The organism is Streptomyces sp. NBC_01017, from assembly GCF_045162795.1.
GTDB classification, from domain to species: domain Bacteria; phylum Actinomycetota; class Actinomycetes; order Streptomycetales; family Streptomycetaceae; genus Streptomyces; species Streptomyces machairae.
This window is the reverse complement of the sequence record NZ_CP108683.1, coordinates 22197-43808: the sequence shown is the minus strand read 5'-3', so window position 1 is coordinate 43808 and position 21612 is coordinate 22197. Positions and strand designations below refer to the sequence as shown.

Here is a 21612-nt window from a genome sequence, read left to right as displayed (position 1 = left end):
CCGCCACGGGAACTGAGAGGTCTTCCCTTCTTGGACGCCTGCCAGCGGCGGAAGAACCGGTAGACCGCCTTCGTGCGCACCACCGACGCCACCGTGCCGGATGTGAAGGCCACGGCCGGTATCCAGCAGCGGCTCGCCGAACGCGGCCTCGCTCCGGGCGAGCACTACCTCGACTCCGGCTACCCCTCGGCCGACCTGGTCACCGCCGCCGCGAAGAACGGCATCGCCATGGTCACCCCGCTGCTGGCCAACCACTCCTCGCAGGCCAGGGCCGCCGAGGGGTTCGCCAAGAGCGCCTTCCGCATCGACTGGACGACCCGGACCGTCCGCTGCCCCGAAGGACACGCCAGCACCGGCCGGCATCCCGTCACCCAGCACGGACGCGACGCCATCGTCATCGAGTTCGCCAAGTCCGACTGCGGCAGCTGCCCGGTCAAGGACCGGTGCACCAGCGCCGTCCGCGGCAACCGCATGCTCACCCTGCGGCCCAAGGAGATCCACGAGACCACCGCCAAGGCCCGCACCGAGCAGGACACTCCGGCCCGGCGGACCAAGTACGCCCTGCGAGCCGGCATCGAGGGCACCGTCAACCAGGCCCTGGACGTCACCGGCATCCGCCGGGCCCGCTACCGCGGGCTGCCCAAGGTCCGCCTCCAGCACGCCTTCTCCGCGGCCGCGGTCAACGTGGTGCGGCTGGACGCCTACTGGAGCGACCACCCCCTCCGCCGGGTCCGCACCAGCCGCCTCGAACGCCTCGCCTACCAACTCACCGCATAGACCTCACCAATTGCGCAGCAGAGTCCCAGACGCGGAGCCTGGCGTATTCGCCAGTGGCAGTCACTTCGATTCGGGATGTCCGTGGCGTCGCAGGAGACGGACGAAGAAGTCAGTGAGCAATTCGGCAGCAGCGTCATCGCACAGCTCCTGGCCGCCGATGCGGTAGACCTCATAGCCCTGGAGCGTGAGCTCGCGGTCCTCCGCCACCATCGAGGCATAGCGCACAGGATCTGTCAGCCAGCCCGCGCCCGCCTGCTGCGCCACAGAGCGGCCGGCGGCGCGGGCGTAGTGCTGGATGCCATCGACCTCGATGACCGCGCGGGCCCGATGGTTCATCAGCAACAGGAAGTCCATCCGCTGGCGGGCAAGGCGGCTGGCCCCGCCCAACTCGCTGATGGTGTAGGGGTCGTAGTGGAGATAGACCTGGGGAATGAGCGCCGGAAGGTTGAAGCCGAGCTTGAGGTAGGTGTCGAACACCAGCAGCTCAGCACCGTTGTCGCCCAGCGAGCGCCGCAACCGTTCCCGTAGTGAGATCCGCGCCTGTGTCGGGTCGTCTGCGTGCTCGGGATGCTGGCGAACCCACCAGGTGACCAAGTCCTGCCAGCTCAGCCCACGGTCCTCGAGCGGCTGGTCGTACACCAGGCAATACTGTTCGTTCTTGACGATGCGGATGGTGTTGCTGATGGAGTCTGGCAGCACGATCTGCGGCTTAGGACCGTCGGCAGCGAAGATCAGGTTCTTCAGTTCCCCGGAGACGCCGTGCAGTCCCATCTGAGCCAGCAGCTGCTGCAGGTCGTCGTCGCCATACTCACCGACCACTCGACGGGCTATCGCCATCAGTTCGGGGAGGGGCTTGTCCTCCAGCCGGGTGTGAACATAGGACCTCTTGCTGTTGTACGGATCCTCGTCTGGCTGCTGCGGGGCGAGCCCCAGGTACTCGCACACCGCCGCAAGCCGGTTGGCTTTGACATGAGCCCACAGCGCCTCCGCGATGGCATCCCGAAGCTTGAAAACTGGCACTCCGGACGGCAAGTTCATCTCGCCATCATGGAGGCGTAGCACCCGGCGCGGCAGTAGCGCAGGTGAAGTCGTGCTTGCCCGGGCAGATCCCGGTGAGTACTGCCATGTCGCCCTCGCGCACCGCCCGGTCGTAGCGGTTGATGCTTTCGGCGCGTAAGCACGGCAGCGCGAACAGCTTCGGGCCTTCACGACGCAGCACCAACCAGCGCCCCGTCATGACCGCGACGGAACAGACGACCCATTGTCAGACCCCCTCCCTACCCTTGGCGCTGAGTCATCTGCGACGGGAGGGCAACGTGGCCCGCAACTCCATCAATCAGCGCGCGATCGAGAAGCACCTCAAGGAGATCGCCAAGGGCTAGAGCGCGCGGCCCGGCGAACGCCGATCCAGACGGAGCCGTCTGCCGACGGAGGCTTTGTGCCCGGCCGTGACACCGGCGAAGGCGCCCCGATCCTGGCCCGGCTCCTGCTGTGGCTGGATGAGCAGGCCCAGCAGAATCCCTCGCACTACGTCGACGTCACCCGGTTCGTCGAAGAACAGCAGCTGCACGGCGAGGACGCCTCCGTGCTCGCTTACGAGCTGGAGCAGCGCGATCTGATCCGCGGCGGGCGCGGCTTCGACGATGCCCCGGACGTTCACCTCACCGACGGGGGCCGGGCCGCGATCCACCGGCTGAAGAAGCTGCGGACAGACCGCGCCGCACGGCTCCGCTACACCATGGACGCCTTCCAGCGGTGGCTATTCGACACCGCTGGCAACCAGCAGCCCGTCGGCCCGGCGCTCTTCTTCACCGCGCCCGCCTCCTACTTCGCCGGATCCGCCCTCTCCGGCGACGACCTGTACGAAGCACTCGCCTACCTGGCAGAGCACAAGCTGATCGAACGCATCGACACCGACCCCGCCACGGTCACCATCACACCCCAGGGCGTCAGCTGCGGCCCTGGCAGGAGGAAGCGTGCAGGACCACATCAACCAGCCCAGCCCCGGCACCACATACAACAACTACCTGCCGAACGCCAAGGGCGTCATCATCGGCGAGCAGCAGCACTTCACCCAGAACAACACCGACGGCGTCGACCCGACACTGTTCGTCCAACTGGCCGGGTACGTCGGCCAGATCAGCCCCACGCTGGGCATGCCCGAGCCGGACCGTGCGGCGCTGGAGCGCGTCGCTCAGGACCTCCACGACGAAGCGACCTTGGAGAATCCCGAGCCGGGCCGCTTGCGGCAGTTCACCACCCAGCTCAAGGACAAGCTCCTGGAGGGCGGCGCCACCATGGCCGCCACGATGGGTGTCCAGATGGCCGAGCAGGCTCTCGGAGTGCTGGTGCAGTAGCGCCCACGCACAACGCCACGGGGCCCCGGGGGATCAGCCATGACGTCCCCGGGGCCCGGCTCGGGGGCGCATGGTCCAACGACGGTGCGACCCCCGCCGTCACGCGGTGGCCAGCTGTGGCTCCTCCAGCACCGGCGACCTTCCGGGCCAGCTCCGCGACGTGCGACGGCAGGTAGCTGTCCAAGGCCTCGACGCCCTCACCGATCGAGTCCCACGAGATCGACCAATGGCTCCTGGATCTGAGGGTTCAGACCGGCGTTCGCTGGGACAAGGCAGAGGTGATCCGCGAACTGCTGCGCATGGCACGTACGCCCGACGGCATCCTGCGCGATGCCCTGACCGCCCGGGCGAAGAGGGCCTGCACCTGACACAGCGCGAGGGGCCACGCCGACTCCGGCATGGCCCCTCGCGCTGTCTCCGACGGGTCGCTACCCCGCTGCCCACTCCAGCCCGAGGCCTGCCAGTGCCTGGAGCTTCTCGGCACTCAGCTTGGCGCGCCTGCTCTTGCTGTTACTCAGGAAGACTCCGAGCTTGATGAACGTCCCCGCCCCTCCGTCGACTCTCGTTCCCTAACGAACAGGCCGGGCGCAAGGCAACTAGGACGGACAGAGGGCCGATGGCTACTTTGCACCGTGGGTCAGGGATAGGAGTCCGGAGCCTAGACGATACGGGCATCCAACAAGTTCATCGACACTGGGGTGGACAAGTCGTGCCACTAGGCGATTTCAGTTTCTCGCGCTAGGTCCGGCGCCCTGACCTGCATCGATATCCCGCCGGATCCCCGAGAACCCCGCTCAACTGTGGAACGCAGGAGAATTCCGCTTGCGGAATTCGATTCTCCCGCTTGCGGGAGAATCTGGCGGAGCGCCAGCGGAGCCGCGCAAGAAGGCGCGGCCAGGCGCTCGGCCGTGGGCGGCAGCCGGCGGGAAGGCTCGTCCCACACGTGGCGCAGCCGGTTGAAGCGGTCCAGCGGATCATCCACCGTCATGCCGTACAGGGCGCGGATCTCGGTCGGGTAGCGCAGGCGTACGAACGCGTGGGCCGGCAAACTCCACGTACGGTTCGGCAAAGCGGCAGGCGCCTCCGGACCACGCCCGAGAGACCAGCTGACGGTCTGCGGCGACCATCTCGTCATAGCGCTGCCGAGTGACCTGACCGGGGTTCATGGGCATGGTGATCACCACCCCTTGCGGGGCCGGGTGCGGCGCTCAGGACCGCGAAGAGACCCACGGCCCCTTGCTCGCCTGGAGCGTCCACCTGCCGGGAGATCGTCAACAAGACTTGACGTCAACTCGGTCATACTCGGTCGGAGTTGGACAAGAGAAGCGTTCGCATCAGCGTCACTGTGACGCCGTCCCGGACGCTTCCTGTCGCTGCCGCCAGGCCCTCGTGCGGCACTTCGGCGAGCAGTAGAGCGTCCCAGCCGGATGCTCCACCCCCGGCGTCCATCGTGCCCCGCACGACGGACACTCGGCAGAGTCCCGGACGTCCCGCAGGGCCGCTACCCTCGCCCGCACCCGGCGGGCCTGATGCCACTGCCTGGAACGACACACCGCTGAACAGAACCGGACCCTCGGGCCGGCGTCCGGCCGAAGCCGTTCACCACAAGCCAGGCAGTACCGGGCAGGCACCCGGCCATCACCATCGGCCACACCACCAGGCTAGGCCTCGCGAGAGATCACTTCAGCGACTTCGGAAACGGGCACTCATCGCGCACCAACTCCAGGAGCGCGGCGTACTGCCGATGCCAGTCCGCCGGCCACTGCGGGTTCCAGTGCTCGTCGGCCTCCTTGAGTGCCGTCTCCCACTCCGGTTGGCGGTCCAGCGTGCCCGGCCGGCGTCTACTGATCTTTATCTCAGCGCTTGACGGTCACTCCAGCAATGCCAGTCCGGTCCCGGCAAGGAATCCACGCAGGAGATGCGGTGTTTTCTTGATCTTGCTGAGGGCTGCCTCGGCTGCCTCCGCCAGCTCAGGAATCGAACGGAATGCACGGTTCGCGAGGATATCTTTGACGATCTTCCACAGGAGCTCCACCGGGTTCAGCTCGGGGGCGTACGGCGGCAGCTGGACGATCCGCAGCCAGTGCTCCTGCCCCTTGGCCCACTCGCGCACCTCGGCGCTGGTGTGGCTGGAGTAGTTGTCCCATACGAGCGTGATAAGGCCGCCGAGGCGGGCGTGGAGCATGGTCAGCAGGAGCGGGAAGTGCTCCTTGGTATATCCCTCACGGCTCTTGTGCCACACGAGCAGCCTCGGCTCGAAGCCGGGCCGGTAGGCCACGAACGCCACCATGTTCTCCCGGTCCCCGCGCGCTCCGTTCAGCTTGATCACCGGGGTGACGCCCCGCCGCCCCCAGGTGCGGCGGACCACCCCGGCGAGCGCCGCCCCCGACTCGTCCTCGAAGACGATCCAGCGCCCCTCGGTCACGGCTTGGGCGGATGAGACACCGCCGGCCACGTCCTCGTGCGCCATGCGGCGATCGCCTCCTCATCACGCTGGAGGGCCTGCGTCTTCGGAACCTGCCACGACCAGCCCAGACGGTCCATGAGGTACCACACCCCCGGCACCGAGAACCGCACCCCGTACTTCTCCTCGATCACCCGTGCGATGCGCGACAGCGTCCAGCCCTGGCCCTCCCAGCCGTGCGCCGACGCCCCCAGCCGCAACCCACGCAGCAACTCCTGCTCCTGCTGCGCCGTCAGATGGAAGTGGGTTCGGTTCGGCCGCGCCACCAGCGCCTCACGACCGCCCTCCCGCCACGCCGCATGCCACTGCCCGACCGCCTGCCGCGACACCCCCAGCAACCGGACCACCTGCACCTGCCGCACACCCTGTTCGAACGGGTCGGCAGCCTGCATCCGCCGTGCCTCCCGCTCAACCGGCCCCCAACGCGCTGTATTCGAAGTCCCCATGCTGCCTTTATGCTCGACCTGACAGATCGTCAAGCACGACCATAAAGATCAGTACTAATTCACGCTCAATTTATGGCGAGCTCGAAAGCCGCCAAAGTTCCTCGGCGGGGAACGAGTTGCAATGACGCTGATGGACACCGCCGACGAGATTGCCCAGCGGCTGCGTGAGGCCGTCGGAGAGATCCTCGACGACTGCTGTACTCTTCCTATTTCTCTGTCCACAGGCCGATCATCATGCGGTGGATCGAGGGTCAGTCGGTCCACGAAAACTTCCGCCCCATTGCCTTCTCGTAGAGCCGGCGCAGCTCCGTGCGGACGCTTTCCCTGTCTTGCAGTCCTGCCGTCAGGAAGTTGATCCACCTGTTAGCTCTCTCTGCTGCTGCTGGTGGTCTCCCATACTCCCAATTCGTAAGGCTCTTTTCCGGTACGTCGATTCCAGCTTCGACCTCTGCTTGGACGAGTCCCCTCTCCTCGCGGAGCTGCTGCATCCGTTTCGAGAACGCCTTCTTTGCGTCTTCCCTGCCTTCTCTCCCGTCTTGGTATATTGCGTTATAGAGCGTTTGAAGCTCTTCTCGAATTTTTGGGTTGTCTGTCGCCGCCTGGATCCAGCGGTGTGCCGTGTCCGGATCGATGTAGATGCCGGACTCGCCTCTCGATATAACGCTGCTTCCGACACCCAACTCTTTTGCAAGCTCCTTCTGTGTCAGGTCTAGATCCTCGCGCAGTTTCCAAATTTTCCGGCTGAAAGCGTTTTCGCCAACGGCGCGTTGGCGTTGGCGTTTACCTTGGTTGCCTTTGGATCCAGTGAGGTTGGGGTCGGGTGTGGGTTGTTTCCGCTTGAGGGGCTTGGGTTGTCCGCTCGAGGGTGGTGGAGCCGGGTGGGGTGTGGGCTGGTTTCGGGGGTGGGCCTGCGGGTTTTGTGCTGGCGGGTGGGTCTGCGGGGCTGGCTGGGGGTAGTGCTGCTGCTGGGTCTGCGGGTCGGGGACCCAGGTGTATGCGGGTTGCTGGGGCTGGTCCTGCTGTTGGTCGGGGGTCCAGGTGTATGCGGGTGGCTGGGCCTGGGGCTGGTTTTGGGTTTGCTGTTGCTGGTTTGCGAGGGCCCACCGGCGGGTGGATTCCCAGGCGTAGGTGATTTGTGCGTCGAGGGTTATGGAAGCGTCGGCTCGCTGGCGGTGGTGGTATTGCCGCAGGTATGCGATCCGCCCGCCGGAAGACTCCCAGGCTGTGGTCCACCAGGCTGTGGGGTCGTCGTGGATGTCTTCGCTTGCCAGGAGTTGCGCCAGGCCGTTGGCGATGGTGTTCCATGTGGGTTGCTGGTCCATCTGGGCAAGCCAGTCGAGCCAGCGGATGAGGACGTCTTCGTCCATCTGTGACCAGGCGGGTGTGGCGGGGTGGGGGTGGGGGTGGAGGGATGGGGGTGCGGCGGATGCGGGTTGTGGGGCGGGATCGGGTGTCCAGACGTAGCCGGCCCCTTGGATCTGCTGTTGTGGGGCGGATACGGGTTCGGTTGCGGGGTGGGTGTCTGCCAGGACCTGCGCGAGCGCGTCGGCCCCGCCGTGGTGCAGGCGTGCCCGGTCGATGAACGCCTCCGCTACGCGCTCGTCAATCTCTTCGCCGTCGACGAAGAACGTCCACAGGCCTGCCTCATTGCGGGGGTATTCGCCCTGTGTGCAGGCGTTGAGGAAGTCGGTGAGCCATGCCGTGTCGTCGTCGGTCCATGCGTCGTGGGTGGGCTGGTTTTGCACGGAGGTGGTTGCACCGCTCTGCCCGCTGCCGGGTATGTCACCGGCGGCGGCCGGCTGGTAGACGGTGTTGTACCACGTGTAGTAGGCGCCGACGAGATCGTCCCAGGCATCCTCGGCCTCAGCGGCAGTAATGGGGCGGGTGCCGCACAGATTCGCCACGGTGGGAGAATTCCCGTACATCTGGCACAGCCACAGCTCATGATCGAGGTCGTCATCGTTGTAGTGGGCCTGGAGCTGGTGGCCAAGCCATTGGAGATCGGGGTTTTGAACGGTGGTGGACTGGAGGAGGATCGCCTGGAGGATGGTTTCCTCCTTGTTGCCGTCCTGCCCGGTACCACCGGCGCTGCCGGTGGCAGGAGGGGGGTAGTTCTCCATATCGTGTCTGTTCCGTTCTCCTGGCCCCGCCCCCCTTCTGTGTCCCGGGCTGGGGGAAGGGCGGGAGCGGAGGCGCTGTTCGGCCCTTTGCGGAGCAAGGGGCCGGTTGTCCTGCATCGCATTGTGCGGTCCGTGACCGTATCCGGCTCTGCCCTGGGGGGCAGGGGGCAGGGACGGCGGGCCCTCCCAGGAGGGTGCTGCTGTTGTCGGGGGCGTGATCGGCTGGGGGTGTGACCGGGGGCGGGGCGGCCTGTGGTTCAGGTCGTGGTGGGCAGGCTCGTGCCGGCCGGCGGTCGCCAGGTGCCGGTGGGGTCTGAAGTGGGGTGGGTTCCTGGTGAACGCGGACAGGGACCGTTGTGCGGATCCGGCGGACCGGAAGCCTTTCATCGCGGGTTCGCGCTGCCCGGGGTGCTGTCACACGGCAGCCCAGACCCTGCGCGACGCGCAGGAAACCGTCCACGCGGCCCGCCGGAACCTGACCGCGGCGATCGTCACCGCGTACCGGGCCGGGGAACCAGTCGCTCGCATCGCTGAACGCACCGGAAAGAGCGTCACCGAGATCCGGAATCTGCTGGCCGCCACCCAGACATCGCGCCGCGCATAGCAGAGCGCGGAGCCACCAGATTATGCACCGCAAGGGCGTTGTCACGTTGTTGGGGGTGTGGTCGGCTGATGGCGCGTCGGGGCGTGCGAGGGCCCGGTGCGTCCCGTGGTTCAGCCGGTGGCGGGCATGCCGATGCTGCCGGTGATGTGGTTCCAGATCGTGAAGCGGATCGTCATCTCGAGGCGGTACCGGCCGGCGGTCATGAGGTGGCGGTAGGGGCGGAAGTGGGGTGAGATCCCGGTGAACGCGGACAGGAGCGCTGCGCCGCGCCCGGGCTGCGGAATCCTTTCATCGCGCGTTCGCGCTGCCTGGTCGGCTGGTGGGAGTTCTCCGCCCGGTTGTTCAGCCCCTTGTGCGAGCGGTGCTCCACCGACGGCATCACCTCCCGGTGCGCGGCACCGTAGGACTTCAGCTTGTCGGTGATCATCACCCTGGGCACCTGCCCGGTCCTCTTCAGCAGCCGGCGGAAGAACCGCCTGGCCGCGGCCTTGTCGCGCCGGTTCTGCGCGAGGATGTCGAGAACGCTGCCGTCGGTGTCGACGGCCCGCCACAGGTACTTCTGCTTCCCACCGGTCTTGATGAAGACCTCGTCGAGATGCCATTTGTCACCGGGCTGCGGACGCCTGCGGCGCAGACCGGTGGCGTAGGCCTGGCCGAACTTCACACACCAGCGGCGGATCGTCTCGTGGGAGACGAGGACGCCGCGCTCCAGCATCAGCTCCTCGACCTCGCGGTAGCTGAGCGGGAAGCGGAAGTACAGCCACACGCAGTGCGAGATGACCTCCACCGGGTACCGGTGGTTCTTGTACGACGGCCCCGCATCCGACACCACCGGCTCCCTCCCCGGACACCAACCCGAAGATCATCCCACCCCGCCACCGACAATGTGACAACGCCCCTCCGCCGGGTACTGGTGGCCCTGGTACGACGGCGACACGCCCCCAGGACAGCCCCCCAAGAAATGATCAACTCGAGTAACATCCTACGACCACCCGCTCACGTGACAACACGTGCGGCGGACACAGCCGCCTCCCCCGCCCCCCAGCACGTACCGCACCGCGCACAACATCAAAACCGGCCAGGGGCAGAGGTCCGGTCACGGCGGGTGCTGTGCGCCGGACCGGGGCGGCTGCCGGCCGCGTGGCCCCCTGCTGGCGCTCTGCGCTCCGGCCGGTGACGGTTTTCCGTCCCCTGCCGCCGGGCCGTGCGGCAGCCACTTGCGCGACGGCAGGGCCTCGCCCGGCACGGCTTGCTGAAGGGTGACGCCGCCCGTCGGGCCGCAGTGCGCCGCCCGATGGGGCAAGTCCCTTTGCCCCGGAAGAGGTCCGGCCGGATCAAGCCGCGCAGATCTGCCACTTTTCGGCCGCCGCGGCCCGTGACATGCATCACGTGTGAACTGCCGGGGAGAGCGTGTTCTTGGGTAAGTGCCGTTCAGGTTGGCCCAGTTGGAGAAGCTGGCCCGGCCCGCTCGAGCAGACTCCGGGGCTTGCCCTGTGGATTTGGCTCACCTACGGTTCCGCGCAATCCGGGTGTACGCCGCATTTTGCGGCGGTTCTCCCGAACACCGCGGCCATGACGCATCTTGCCCCCAGCCGGAGCGGAAACCGCCGGTTCGACGACGGTGCCGACGTGCGGACCGCCGGGGTGAAGCTCAACGCCGGAGACATTTCGGCTCCGGCCCCAGACCTCGCCTTGTCGACGCCAGATAGGACTGTGCCATGCCTGGAAAAGGCAGACATCGCCGACCGAAGAACTCCCTGATCAACCGCCGGTTCGCAGCCGTGGGAACGAGCGGGATCGCGATGGCCCTGCCCGTCATCAGTGCGACTGATGCGGGTGCCGCCACGGCGTCGGCTCCGGCCGTCACGCAAGTGAACGCGGCCGCGAAGTCCGCCCTGCCGGCGGCGCAGAAGGGCGCGGTGAACCATACCGTGGCCGCCGGTGAAACCCTCCACAGGATCGCCAGGATGCATGAGCTGAAGGGCGGCTGGAAACAGCTCTATGCGGACAACCGCACCATCGTGGGTGACAACCCGTCACTCATACGGCCGGGCATGAAACTTGTTGTCAGCCGGTACAGGGCAGAGGGTCCGGCTGCGGGCAGGATCTATCCGGACAACCTTGACGGCTGGATCCGCCAGTCGCTGGACGTCATGGCGCTCCACGGCATTCCCGGCTCCTACCACGGCATCCACCGCAACATCATGCGTGAGTCCTCGGGCAACCGGTGGGCTGTCAACAATTGGGACTCCAACGCGAGGGCCGGCACCCCCTCCAAGGGGCTTCTGCAGGTCATCGCCCCCACCTTCACCGCCTACCACGTGCCCGGCACCTTGTGGGACCCCTTCGACCCGGTCGCCAACATCACGGCTGCGTGCAATTACGCCGCCGACCGCTACGGATCGATCAACAACGTGTACGGCGCCTACTAACGAGGGTGGTCGCCCGGCACGGTCCGCCCGGCCGCATGATGTGCCAGCGCGCCGGACGCGGAGAGCCCGGACCCGGCCGCCAGCCGAGTCGGGACCTTCTGTGATGGATGGCAGAGTAGTTCAGCTGCGTTCCGGTTCGGTGCCGTATTCGGGCAGGAGTGTCATGGTTCTCGCACGCCCGACGAAGGCTTCTTCGGGCGTATCTCCACGACAGCCTGCTTGGGCTTCCTTGTGGACTGGGCAGGCGCCGTTGCTCGTACGAGTGACGCCTGATCAGGCCGATAAATGTGGCGGTCAGGGCGTCACCATCAACGCTTATGGACTGACCCGCAGCCAAACATCGATTTCAGGTCCGACTGTCATCCCATCCATGCGTGACCCTATGTGATGGTGGCGACACTGTGAGTGTCATTCTCGACGGAAGGTAGCCAGGCATGCCCGAGTGGAAGCAGATCCGCGGGAACCTCACAGCGATCGCTGCTGGGTCCCGGACCAACGTGTGGGGCGTCAACGCCGCCGGCAACATCTACAAGTTCTCCGGCTACGACGACCTCGCCTCCAGCCCGTGGATCCAGATCCCGGGCAGCCTCTCCGACATCGGGGCCGGCGCCGACGGCACCGTCTGGGGCGTCAACGCAGCGGGGAACATCTACCGCTACGCCGGCGACCAGGAGGAAAGCGCCGACCAGTGGGTCCAGATTCCCGGCAACCTGACCCGCATCGCGGTCGGGTCGCGCACGAACGTGTGGGGCGTCAACGCAGCGGGGAACATCTACAAGTCTCCGGCTTCGACTTCCTCACCCCGAGCCCCTGGGTCAAGATCCCGGGCAGCCTCTCCGACATCGGGGCCGGTGCCGACGGCACCGTCTGGGGCGTCAACGCAGCGGGGAACATCTACCGCTACGCCGGCGACCAGAACGACAAGAATCACTGGTCCGAGATCTCCGGCAACTTGACCCGCATCGCGGCCGGGTCACGGACGAACGTGTGGGGCGTCAACTCCGGAGGCGGCATCTACAGCTTCTCCGGCTACGACGAGCGCACCTCCAGCCCCTGGAACCAAATCACCGGCAGCCTCACCGACATCGGGGCAGCGGCCGACGGCACCGTCTGGGGCGTCAACGCAGCCGGCAACATCTACCGCTACACCGGCGACCGACAGGACTGACCGAGTCGGCAACGTGGGCTGATCGTTGCGGGTGGGTTGATCTCCGGGGTGCCGAGGGGAACGGTGACCATGTCTTGATCGGGAAACGGCCCTCCCGTTGTCGTTGGTCGCGAAGCCGGGAGTGCCGTTCGGGTGCGCCCGGAGGCGCTTTGATCACGGTAGAGGCGGTTGCCGGTGATGTCGAACGGCGTCTGGCGGCAGGAGAGTTGAGGTGTCCGTCGTGTGGCGGGGTGCTGACACCGTGGGGATGGGCCCGGCCGCGGGGGCTGCGCGGGGCGGGTGATGTTCGTCTGGACGTACGGCCGCGCCGTTCCCGGTGCTCGAGGTGCGGGCTGACGCACGTGTTGCTGCCGGTCAGTGGCTTGTCGCGGCGGGCGGACGTGGTCGAGGTGATCGGGTCCGCCGTGGAGATGAAGGCATCCGGCGTCGGGCACCGCCGGATCGCGGACCGGCTGGGGCGGCCGCAGTCGACGGTGCGGGGGTGGCTGCGTCGGTTCGCTCGCCGGGCCGAGGCCTTGGCCGGGTTCTTCACCTCGCCGATGATCCCTCGGTGGTGCTGCCGGCACCCGCGGCCTCGGCATTCGCCGACGCGGTCGCCGCGGTCATCGCCGTCTCGATGGCGGTGCGGGGACGGTTCCCGATGGTCACCGCGCCGGTCTGGGAGGTGGTCTCGGCGGTCAGCCGAGGCTTGCTGCTGGCGCCTTCCTGGCCGCTGCCGGTTCGGTGAAGTCGATCAACACGAGTTGACCCTGACGGGCTGCGGTGGTGCGGGCCGATGATCGCTCGTTGACATGTCCGCAGCTTTTTGGAGGTCGTGCTGATGGCTTTGGTCGACGAGGAGGAACGCCGGCGGGCCGAGCGGGCCCACCAGGTCGCGCTGTTCCGGTACCAGTTGATCCGCGAGGCGGCCGATCCTGCCCTGAGTCCGCGCCAGCGCGGGGCGATGGTGCGGGAGCTGGCGGCGAAGACACATACCGACCCGTTCGGTCGGCAGGTCACTGTCGGGCGCGGCACTCTGGACCGGTGGCTGCGGAACTGGCGCGCGGGCGGCTTCGACGCCCTGCTGCCGCCCACCAGGCAGGTCACCCCGCGAACCCCGGAAGAGGTCCTGGACCTGGCCGCGGCCTTGAAGCGGGAGAACCCGCAGCGCACGACTGCTCAGGTGGTACGCATCCTGACCCAGCATCTGGGTTGGGGCCCGTCCTACCGCACCGTCCACCGCCACCTCGGCCGTCTGGACCTGCTGAACCGCCCGGACGGCCAGGCTCCGCCCGCGTTCGGCCGGTTCGAGGCCGACCGCCCCAATGAACTGTGGGTCGGGGACGCCTTGCACGGCCCGAAAATCGCAGGTCGCAAGACATATCTCTTCGCTTTCGTGGACGATCATTCGCGGGCGGTGGTCGGACACCGCTGGGGCGGCGCCGAGGACAGCGTCCGCCTCGCCGCAGCCCTACGCCCGGCCCTCGCCGCCGGCGGGGTCCCGGAAGGCGATCCGGCCGGCCCGTAGACGCACATCATGGCCTTGGCCTCGATGACGGCCTCGATGTTGTCCCGGGTGGTTAGCAGCGTGTCGGTGCCCACCAACTGGGCCTGCTCCAGGCCCAGGAAGTGGTCTTCGCTCTCGTCGGGCAGCAGTCCGTAGTCCAGGTCAGCGATCATCAGCTTGGTCCTCATCAGCAGTAGGTGTGCGTGCCGTCCTGGGGCGGGCCCAGGTATCGGGCGCGGGGCCGTGCGGAACGAGATCGGGACGGGCCAGCGCGCGGCGGTCCGTCTGCGCCGCCGCTCCCAGTTCCTCTTCTGCCTGCGCCAAGGTCGGGGAGGTGAGAGGGCGGGGCGGGGCGGCGGTGGTGGAGGCTTCGAAGCGCCGGCGGCGCAGCTTTTCCGCAGCCTTCAGATCGGCCTTGAGCCGGCGGGCGGCCGGGGTCCGTGCCGCCTGAACGGAGCGGATCTGGTCCCGGCTCGCCGCGGCGGCCAGGAACGCCGACCCGAGGTGGCGGCCGGTGGCGGCGTCGAAGACTTCGATGGTGTCGTCGTGATGGGGCAGATGCCGTACCGAGACTTTGGTGCCGGTACGGCCGTTCATCCAAGGGGCGAGGTAGTCGCGGCGGCGCCACCGCACCCCGCTGGTGCTGATCGTGTATGTACGCCCGTCGTCCTCCAGAGCGAACGTCGCCAGCTGCCCCGCGGACACGTCTGTCAGGGGCGTCGCGTCGGCCTGCCACGCCTGGAGCGGGGTCCTGCCGTTCAGCGCGGACGGATGGTGCCGGGTGTTCCACCAGTCCGCCCAGTCCAGCAGCAGCCCCACGAATGCCTCGTACGTCAGCGGCGGGGCGTCGGGGTCGGCGAGCCGGCCGCCGGTGAGTTTCTGACGGCCGGTGTACCGGGGGAGCGAGACGAGGAACATCTCCTCCACCGCGTCGTTCAACGCCTCGATGGTGCCCTTCAGATGCGGGCTGTAGGCGGGAAGGCCGGTGACGGGGACGGCGAACGCGCCCATCGCCGCAGTGACCGTCGCGCACAAGAACTCCTTGCCTCGGTCCACCCGGATCTGACCGGGCAGTCCGCCCACCGGACCGAACGGCCTGGTGCGGGTGATCGCGATCCGTAGGGACGCCAGCACCGCGTCACGGCTCGGCGTGTGAGCGGTGACCGCCACCCCGGTGATCGCCTTGGTGGCGCAGTCGACGAACCAGGTCACCCACGGCGTGGCCAGCTCACCCTCCACGTCGACCTCGACAGGCACGTGCTTGTGGTCGCCCTCCCATACGGCGTTGCGGTGCGCCGCCGGCCGCTGCCCGAACACGTCATGCGCGCGCCGCGCGGCTTCCCCGCTCTTCAGCCCGGCCCGTTCACCGCGGGTCAGGTCCCGGCGGATCGCCCGGTGCAGCGTGGAGAGCGACGGCACCGCGGGCGCGTCCGGATCCCCGGCCGCCCGCTGCACCAGCTCGGCGTGGACCCGGGAAGCGTTACCGCCCCACAGCGCCAGCAGCCGCCGCACTTCTGCGGTGACTGTGAAATGGGACGACTCCACCCGGGCAAGGCGATGATCCTCACGGGCAGCGGCCAGCCATCGCCACACCGTCCGCTCCGACTTCCCCAACGCCTGGGCGACCAGACGCACATGCGCGGATGTCAGCTCACCGCGCCCGTCGAGGTCCAGCAGCCGGGGCATCGCGGCCGCCCGCCCCAGCCGGGACGGGAACACGGCCGATGGGCCCCCTTCGAAATACCCATCCTGCGTTCCCGGCACGGGGCGGCCCCCTTCCCACAAGCACCGCACGGCACGGCTCGCCGTCCTGGTCCCAGGTATCCCAGCCCTTCGGCACCCAACTGACCGGTACCGGCAAACAACTGACGGCCGCCTTCGCGATCCAGTACAGCCGTGCCGGCGTACGAAGCCGCACGGCACTCGACCAACTCGGCAAGTCGCCCCAGATCCCAGGCGCTACACATACATCAGTCCGATGACACCGGCCCGGAGCAGGAAAGCTTTTAGCGCCGGAACGCTCGGGCCCCCGACACGGGTCAGGCTGCGGCCCAGTCGAGTCCGAGGGCAGCCAATGCCGCCAGCTTGTCGGTGGCGAGCTTGGCGCGCCTGCTTTTGCTGTTGCTCAGAAAGACCCCGAGTCTGACCTCTGTGCCGTCCTCCAGCCGCTCTACGTGGGCCCTGGGGACCTTCACGGAGCCCTCGCGGGTCTTGTACTGCGCCAGGGCCGCGACGCCCTTCTCGAAGGCGCTCACGGGCGCTGTGGACGGCTTCGCGGGCTCCTCCGGCTCCGGCGCCAGCGGCACGATGCCGAGCTGCTCCAATCGCTCGCGCTGCCCCTCCGCCAAGGACTGCCAGACCTTCGGCGTCCGCTGCCGGGCCAACCACTTCCCGATGTCCATGCCGTGGACCGTGAACCCGGGCAGGACTTCCGCCTGGCTCTCTTCGTCGGCCACCAGCTCCCGCAGCGCGGCGTAGTGCCGTTGCCAGTCCGCCGGCCACGACGGATTCCAGTCAGCGGCCACGGCTTCCAGCGCCGTCTTCCATTCGGGGTGTCCGTCCAGCGCACCGGGGCGGCGGAGGTTGGACAGCCATTGCCCCACCGGCTTGTCCAGCATCGTCGCGGACCGGGGCGCACACAGCGTCCAGTGCAGCTCGTAGTACGCCTTGGCGGCCTCCAGGTTCTCCTGGAACCGCTCATCCGCCAGCGACCACACCATGCCCAGCTTCTCCAACCTGCGGGCACGCAACCCGCTCATCTGCCCCGCCCCGTACGCCCTTCGCTGTTCCGCGACCCACTGGCCAAGGGGGTACGCGCCTTCCTTGTGCCCATATGGCACTCGGGCGTGAAGCTGACGCTCCGTGAACTTCTTGAGCGCGGCCCAGCCGCGCGCCCAGTCCTGCTTCTCCGTGTCGATCACGTTGAAGGACACCCAGTCCGCGACCATCACCGGATCACGCGGAGCAGCAAAACGCAGCAGCAGGCGGGATTCGTCCTCGTCTTCCTCGGGCGCCGAACCGATGTTCACGGACGGCTGCGCAACGTCCTTCTGCGGCTCCTGCGGAATCGCCAGCAATTCGATGGCCTCTTCATCGTGAGCGCGCAGCCCTTCCAATACCTTCACCAACGGGCGATACGATCCGGAGGTGAACATGTCCTCCGGCTTTTCTCCCGGCTGGAGAAATACCGGCACGATCAAAGAGGCGAGCTTCCCCTGTCCCGGCTTCTGACGCAAAGCCCGGCCGATGGCCTGGACGATGTCGTGCGGAGCACCCTTGGGGTCCAACAGGGCCACGCTGTCCACCGCTCTGATGTCGACGCCCTCACCCAGGACACGACAGTTGGAGAGCACAGCCCGCAGCGCCGTAGTCCCGAACCCGCGCAGGACCTCCCGCCGGCGCTCCGGGACGTGCTCGCCGCACAGCCAGTCCGCCCAGATCCGAGCGGGGTACGTCTCAGGCTGATCGGCGTGCAGCTTCGCCGCAACCCGCTCCAAGCCCTCCGCGTACGCCTGCGCCTCGATCGTCCGATGGTGGAACGTGATGCACGTCTGCAGGTTGTGCTGGCTCATGGTGTGCAGGAGCGCGGCCTGGAGGGCTCCGAGGCGCTGCCCCCGCACCTCTTCCGTGTGCGGCTCCTCGCCCATCAGCTTCTCCGGGGTGACGACGGGGTCCTGGAGCTCCAGCACGATGATCTGATACCGCAACTGTCGGCTATTGCATCAGGCGGGAGTTATTCGGCTCTTGAGCAGTTCAGCTGTTGTTGCCTAACTTGCTGACGGTACTCCCTAACACACGCTGATTTCAGGAGGTTTGTCGAGCTCATCCCGCCTGATGCACGATCAGCCCGTTGGACGGGAGAGGTGATCGGCGGTGGCTCGATCTCAGACGGAGTTGGCCGGGGCGGCGCGCCTTCAGTTGGTGGCGGGGGTGGTGCATCTTCGGCCGCAGGAGGTAGTCCTCGAGGGGATGCTGAGTGGCTGGAGGGCGCAGCAGACCTCCCGCGGGGTGAAGACGGGCACCATGGTTGCGCGGGAGCAGACGGTGCGCCGGTTCTTGGCGTTCACGAACGAGTTCCCGTGGGCGTGGATGCCGGCGCATCTGGACGAGTGGTCGGCGTCGCTGCTGGGGGAGCGGCGTCTGGCGGCGTCGACGGTACGCGCCTACCAGTGCGAGTTGCGGCTGTTCAGCGAGTACCTGATCGATCCGCGCTACGGGTAAGCCGGGGTGTGTGAGGAGCGGTTCGGTACCCATCCGGTGGCGATCTGCCACGAGTGGAACACCATTGCCCACCTGAACGACTACGAGGGTGATCCCGAGGCCCGTCCGTTCACCCGCGAGGAGCTGCAGCGCTTCCTGGACTACGCAGACGAGCAGGTAGCCCGTGCGGTGCGGGCCAGGCGCAAGGGCGCGCTGGCGGCCTACCGGGACGCCACTCTCTTCAAGGTCATCTACGGGTGGGGGCTTCGCCGCGGTGAGGCAGCCCGGCTCGATCTCGCAGACTTCGGCCGCAACCCCCAAGCCCCCGCATTCGGCCGGTACGGCACGCTCAACGTCCGCTACGGCAAGGCGAAACGCGGCCAGCCGCCGCGGCGCCGCAACGTGCTGTCGGTGATGGACTGGGCGGTGGAGGCAGTCGCCGACTACGTCGACAACGTCCGGCCGCGGTCCGGCTGCGCCGACCACCCCGCGCTGTGGGTGACCGAACGCGGCGGACGGATCAAACCATCGGAGATCAACGCCCGGTTCGTCGCCTACCGTCAGGCCCTGAATCTGCCCGAGTCGCTGGTGCCGCACTCCCTGCGGCACTCCTACGTCACGCACCTGACCGAGGACGGCGTGGACCGGCGGTTCATCCAGCAGCAGGTCGGCCACGAGTGCGACACCTCGACAGCCGTGTACACGCACGTCAGCGACGACTTCATGAACGCGGCCCTGGCCCGGGCGCTGGCTCCGGCCTTCAATGGGCTGCCAGCGGCGGGGGAGTGAGGCAGATGGGAAAGCTCGACTACCACTGGCACCTGCGCCGGGTCATGGCCGAGCGCGGGATGTTCTCCACCACGGACCTGCTGCCGCTGCTGACAGAGCGGGGCATCACCTTGTCCACCAGCCAGGTCTACCGCCTGGTCGTCGAACGTCCGGAACGGCTGAGCCTGAAGATCCTCATGGCGCTGCTCGACATCCTTGACTGCACCATGGACGACCTGATCGAACCGGTGGCCGCCGAGGCCGGCGCACGCACGCCGAAAGCCGCACAGGCAGGCACAGGCAGTACGGACGGTGCCCTGGGCAGCTTGCGGCCCCGGCGGGCCCGGATCACCGGGGTGGACCCGTGACTGCGGTCGGCGCCGATCCCGGCCATGACCCCCTCGACCTGACGGTCGAGTTGGTCTGCCGCGCCGAGCAGTACCTGTCCCGCGACGAGATCCACCGTGTCGTCACAGGCCTGAGCCGGGACCGCACCAAGCAGCGGCGCCTGGCGCGGGCCCTGGCCGCCGACCCCGCCCTGCTGATCACGGGACAGCCGCCCGCCCCCAAAGCCGTCGCCGAGCTTCTGGTCGCCCTGCGGGCCGCCGGAGCCCGTGCCATCGCTGCGCCCCGCTGTGACCGCTGCGGCCGGTTTCAGAGTGGGCTTCGGCGATGGCAGAGCAGCTCCTTTCGCTGCGCCACCTGTACCGCCGGCCGCGGAACTTGCGCCGGATGTGGTTGTCGGCGACGCCTGCCGTACCGCGACAGCGAAGGGCACCCGCGCTGCAAGGGCTGCCGCCGCGACGACACCCACGCCGTCGACGAACTCATCCTGCTGCTCACCGCCCTGGATCCGGCCCTGACCCGAACCAGCGTGCAGACGGCACTGGGCCGCGCTGCGTCCCTGCCCAGCACCCGGCAGCGGCTTGCCCGCCAGATCGTCAACCAGCCCGACCTGCTGACCGGGGCAGGCCACCAAGCCCCCTCCCCGGCCGTCTTACGGTTCATCGACGAGCTCACCGCCCAGCACGCCACCCGGGTGGTCAAGCCGTCATGCCCCCGCTGCCACCGACTGCTCCCGCTGACCGTGCTGCACCAGGGGGAACGGATCTGCAGGACCTGCTACGGCCGTGCCCGGGCCACCGCGTGCGCGCGCTGCGGGGCCGTCCGTGACCCCGCTGTCCGCGACAATGACGGGGCCCCGATCTGCTCGTCCTGCCTGCGCAGCGACCCGATCAACTACGAGCGGTGCTGTGGCTGCGGCCGCCGCCGCACAGTCGCCGTCCGCTGTCCCGACGGCTCCTACTGCAGCAGTTGCCGCCCCCGCCGGCACGTCACCTGCTCGATCTGCGGACGCACCCGGCCGGGATGGATCTCCCCGACAACCGGCAAACCCTGGTGCGATAGCTGCGAGAAATGCTGGGCCGTCTGCAGCCGCTGCTCCACCATCGCCCCACTCCGCGGCGGCACCGCAACCGCTCCACTGTGCGCCCAGTGCCTCAACCCCGACCCACAGTTCTGGCAACGCTGCACTCTCTGCCGCGCACCCTGGCAGCTAACCGCCCGCCCCTGCACGCATTGCGTCCTCGACCAGCGCCTACGCGCACTTCTCACGTCCGACGGTCACCTGCCCGAGCACGTGACCGCGCTGCACGTCGCGCTGGTCGGTCACGGCCGGCCCGACACCACCCTGGCCTGGCTCGCCCGCCCCCAGGTGACCACCGTCCTGCGCGGCATCGCCACCGCCGGCCGCCCTCTCACCCACGACCTCCTCGACACCTTGCCTCACGGCAAGACCGTCGCCCATCTGCGCGCCGTCCTCGTCGCCAGCCAAGTGCTGCCTGCCCGCGACGAGCACCTGATCCGTCTCGAGCGATGGATCAACCACGAAATCCAGGCCTTAACCGATCCCGACCACCGCCGCATCCTGCACGGATACGCGATCTGGCACCATCTGCGCCGCCTGCGCACCCGCGTGCGAGGCACCCCAGCCACCCGCCTGCAAGCGGTCAACATCCGCAGCCACGTCACTGCCGCCGCCAACTTCCTCAACTGGCTGCAAACACACGGCCTGACCCTGGCTACCTGTACTCAGGCCGACCTCGAAACCCAGATCACTGATCCGAACTCCATCTACCCCCGCGAGACCAGCAACTTCGTCCGCTGGGCCGTCACCCACCGGCACGCCCGCGACCTGACCTACCCCGCCGTTGCCTGGCCCGGTCCCACCGTCGCCCTGGACACCGAACGACGCTGGACACTGACCCGCCGGATCCTGCACGACGACACGATCCCCACCGCCGACCGCGTCGCAGGACTCCTTCTGCTGCTGTACGCCCAACGCCCCGCCGCCATCTGCCGACTCACCACCGCCCACGTCATCCACGACGACGACCGCACCCGCATCCGGTGCGGCAGCAAACCCATCACACTCCCCGAACCGGTCGCCGGACTCGTCCGCGACCTGGCCACCACCCGCCACCGAGGCCGCGTCCAGAACGGCACCACCGGCGCCGACACGCCCTGGCTGTTCCCAGGCATCCGCCCCGGCACTCCCCTCGATTTCGCCGGCCTCGACGAACGCCTGAAGAAGCTCGGCCTGCGCCCCCGCAGCGACCGCTCCACAGCTCTGTTCGCCCTCGCTGGCGAACTGCCCGCCGCCGTCCTCGCCAGGCTCCTCGGCATCAGCACAGACACCGCCGCCACCTGGCAGCAGATCGCCGCCGGCGACTGGGCCACCTACGCCGCAGACGTAGCCAACCGCCCACGACCACCACAGCCCAGCTGACT

19 protein-coding genes and 3 pseudogenes are annotated in these 21612 nt (G+C 68.0%); 13 read left to right on the top strand and 9 right to left on the bottom strand.

Features of this window, described 5'->3' with window-relative positions:
- The first annotated feature begins 72 nt into the window (after positions 1–72).
- Positions 73–777, top strand: coding sequence for a transposase (locus OG331_RS00195; protein ID WP_406190320.1), 705 nt, complete (start codon positions 73–75; stop codon positions 775–777).
- Positions 778–837: 60 nt separating this feature from the next.
- Here the strand turns inward: OG331_RS00195 and OG331_RS00190 are convergent, their stop codons facing one another.
- The 3 genes from OG331_RS00190 to OG331_RS00180 all read right to left on the bottom strand — a co-directional run bounded on the left by OG331_RS00190 (position 838) and on the right by OG331_RS00180 (position 2467).
- Positions 838–1815, bottom strand: a complete 978-nt coding sequence (locus OG331_RS00190; protein WP_406190317.1) for a hypothetical protein — start codon at positions 1813–1815, stop codon at positions 838–840.
- A gap of 7 nt (positions 1816–1822) precedes the next feature.
- Positions 1823–2014: a hypothetical protein gene (locus OG331_RS00185; RefSeq protein ID WP_406190314.1), complete on the bottom strand. Its 192-nt coding sequence runs from the start codon at positions 2012–2014 to the stop codon at positions 1823–1825.
- Between the two features lie 141 nt (positions 2015–2155).
- Entirely contained in the window at positions 2156–2467 is a 312-nt protein-coding gene (locus OG331_RS00180; protein WP_406190311.1) for a hypothetical protein, read from the bottom strand.
- 286 nt (positions 2468–2753) lie between these two features.
- Between OG331_RS00180 and OG331_RS00175 the strand changes: the two genes are divergently transcribed.
- Positions 2754–3134: a hypothetical protein gene (locus OG331_RS00175; protein WP_406190308.1), complete on the top strand. Its 381-nt coding sequence runs from the start codon at positions 2754–2756 to the stop codon at positions 3132–3134.
- A 1870-nt stretch (positions 3135–5004) separates the two neighbouring features.
- On the opposite strand, the gene OG331_RS00170 is transcribed toward OG331_RS00175, so the two are convergent.
- From OG331_RS00170 to OG331_RS00160, 3 genes are all read right to left on the bottom strand, one after another.
- Positions 5005–5604, bottom strand: a complete 600-nt coding sequence (locus tag OG331_RS00170; RefSeq protein WP_406190305.1) for an IS630 family transposase — start codon at positions 5602–5604, stop codon at positions 5005–5007.
- Positions 5556–6044, bottom strand: a complete 489-nt coding sequence (locus tag OG331_RS00165; protein ID WP_406190302.1) for a winged helix-turn-helix domain-containing protein — start codon at positions 6042–6044, stop codon at positions 5556–5558. Before OG331_RS00165 ends, OG331_RS00170 begins: the two co-directional genes overlap by 49 nt.
- A 251-nt stretch (positions 6045–6295) precedes the next feature.
- The gene (locus tag OG331_RS00160) at positions 6296–8164 is read right to left on the bottom strand and encodes a helix-turn-helix domain-containing protein (RefSeq protein WP_406190299.1); all 1869 of its coding nucleotides are present in this window, start codon (positions 8162–8164) and stop codon (positions 6296–6298) included.
- Positions 8165–8498: 334 nt separating this feature from the next.
- Here OG331_RS00160 and OG331_RS00155 point away from each other — a divergent pair, with 334 nt between their 5' ends.
- On the top strand, positions 8499–8768 hold the full coding sequence (locus OG331_RS00155; protein WP_406190296.1) for a hypothetical protein: 270 nt from the start codon (positions 8499–8501) through the stop codon (positions 8766–8768).
- Positions 8769–8878: 110 nt separating this feature from the next.
- On the opposite strand, the pseudogene OG331_RS00150 reads toward OG331_RS00155, so the two are convergent.
- A pseudogene (locus OG331_RS00150) lies at positions 8879–9600 on the bottom strand (IS6 family transposase).
- A gap of 886 nt (positions 9601–10486) precedes the next feature.
- Here OG331_RS00150 and OG331_RS00145 point away from each other — a divergent pair.
- The 6 genes and pseudogenes from OG331_RS00145 (at position 10487) to OG331_RS00120 (ending at position 13875) form a co-directional block, all read left to right on the top strand.
- Positions 10487–11200: a LysM peptidoglycan-binding domain-containing protein gene (locus OG331_RS00145; RefSeq protein WP_406190293.1), complete on the top strand. Its 714-nt coding sequence runs from the start codon at positions 10487–10489 to the stop codon at positions 11198–11200.
- Positions 11201–11634: 434 nt separating this feature from the next.
- Positions 11635–11934 (top strand): annotated as a pseudogene (locus OG331_RS00140) (tectonin domain-containing protein); the annotation flags it as partial.
- A gap of 11 nt (positions 11935–11945) precedes the next feature.
- Positions 11946–12368, top strand: coding sequence for a tectonin domain-containing protein (locus tag OG331_RS00135; RefSeq protein ID WP_406190290.1), 423 nt, complete (start codon positions 11946–11948; stop codon positions 12366–12368).
- A gap of 410 nt (positions 12369–12778) precedes the next feature.
- Positions 12779–12874 (top strand): annotated as a pseudogene (locus OG331_RS00130) (helix-turn-helix domain-containing protein); the annotation flags it as partial.
- A 44-nt stretch (positions 12875–12918) separates the two neighbouring features.
- Positions 12919–13095 (top strand): hypothetical protein, encoded by a 177-nt coding sequence (locus tag OG331_RS00125; protein WP_406210882.1) that lies wholly within the window; start codon positions 12919–12921, stop codon positions 13093–13095.
- Between the two features lie 93 nt (positions 13096–13188).
- Positions 13189–13875 carry a DDE-type integrase/transposase/recombinase gene (locus OG331_RS00120; protein WP_406190287.1) on the top strand — a complete coding sequence of 229 codons (687 nt, stop codon included), beginning with the start codon at positions 13189–13191 and terminating at the stop codon, positions 13873–13875.
- A gap of 141 nt (positions 13876–14016) precedes the next feature.
- Here the strand turns inward: OG331_RS00120 and OG331_RS00115 are convergent, their stop codons facing one another.
- Complete coding sequence (locus OG331_RS00115) at positions 14017–15540, bottom strand: Mu transposase C-terminal domain-containing protein (RefSeq protein ID WP_406209539.1); 1524 nt, start codon at positions 15538–15540, stop codon at positions 14017–14019.
- 353 nt (positions 15541–15893) lie between these two features.
- Positions 15894–17561 (bottom strand): Helicase associated domain protein, encoded by a 1668-nt coding sequence (locus OG331_RS00110; RefSeq protein ID WP_406190284.1) that lies wholly within the window; start codon positions 17559–17561, stop codon positions 15894–15896.
- Between the two features lie 166 nt (positions 17562–17727).
- On the opposite strand from OG331_RS00110, the gene OG331_RS00105 reads away from it, so the two are divergent.
- From OG331_RS00105 to OG331_RS00090, 4 genes are read left to right on the top strand one after another with little or no spacing between them, the layout of a single operon-like run.
- Positions 17728–18075 (top strand): hypothetical protein, encoded by a 348-nt coding sequence (locus tag OG331_RS00105; protein WP_406190281.1) that lies wholly within the window; start codon positions 17728–17730, stop codon positions 18073–18075.
- Positions 18076–18111: 36 nt separating this feature from the next.
- Positions 18112–18843, top strand: coding sequence for a tyrosine-type recombinase/integrase (locus tag OG331_RS00100; protein ID WP_406190277.1), 732 nt, complete (start codon positions 18112–18114; stop codon positions 18841–18843).
- Positions 18844–18848: 5 nt separating this feature from the next.
- The gene (locus OG331_RS00095) at positions 18849–19190 is read left to right on the top strand and encodes a helix-turn-helix domain-containing protein (RefSeq protein WP_406190275.1); all 342 of its coding nucleotides are present in this window, start codon (positions 18849–18851) and stop codon (positions 19188–19190) included.
- Positions 19187–21610, top strand: a complete 2424-nt coding sequence (locus OG331_RS00090; protein ID WP_406190272.1) for a site-specific integrase — start codon at positions 19187–19189, stop codon at positions 21608–21610. Before OG331_RS00095 ends, OG331_RS00090 begins: the two co-directional genes overlap by 4 nt.
- The last annotated feature ends 2 nt before the right edge of the window (positions 21611–21612 follow it).

Excerpts from the sequence above, each read along its gene's own strand:
- OG331_RS00190 (WP_406190317.1), bottom strand. The coding sequence starts at position 1,815 with ATGAACTTGCCGTCCGGAGTGCCAGTTTTCAAGCTTCGGGATGCCATC.
- OG331_RS00185 (WP_406190314.1), bottom strand. The coding sequence starts at position 2,014 with ATGACGGGGCGCTGGTTGGTGCTGCGTCGTGAAGGCCCGAAGCTGTTC.
- OG331_RS00170 (WP_406190305.1), bottom strand. The coding sequence starts at position 5,604 with ATGGCGCACGAGGACGTGGCCGGCGGTGTCTCATCCGCCCAAGCCGTG.
- OG331_RS00165 (WP_406190302.1), bottom strand. The coding sequence starts at position 6,044 with ATGGGGACTTCGAATACAGCGCGTTGGGGGCCGGTTGAGCGGGAGGCA.
- OG331_RS00160 (WP_406190299.1), bottom strand. The coding sequence starts at position 8,164 with ATGGAGAACTACCCCCCTCCTGCCACCGGCAGCGCCGGTGGTACCGGG.
- OG331_RS00145 (WP_406190293.1), top strand. The coding sequence starts at position 10,487 with ATGCCTGGAAAAGGCAGACATCGCCGACCGAAGAACTCCCTGATCAAC.
- OG331_RS00120 (WP_406190287.1), top strand. The coding sequence starts at position 13,189 with ATGGCTTTGGTCGACGAGGAGGAACGCCGGCGGGCCGAGCGGGCCCAC.
- OG331_RS00115 (WP_406209539.1), bottom strand. The coding sequence starts at position 15,540 with ATGCCCCGGCTGCTGGACCTCGACGGGCGCGGTGAGCTGACATCCGCG.
- OG331_RS00095 (WP_406190275.1), top strand. The coding sequence starts at position 18,849 with ATGGGAAAGCTCGACTACCACTGGCACCTGCGCCGGGTCATGGCCGAG.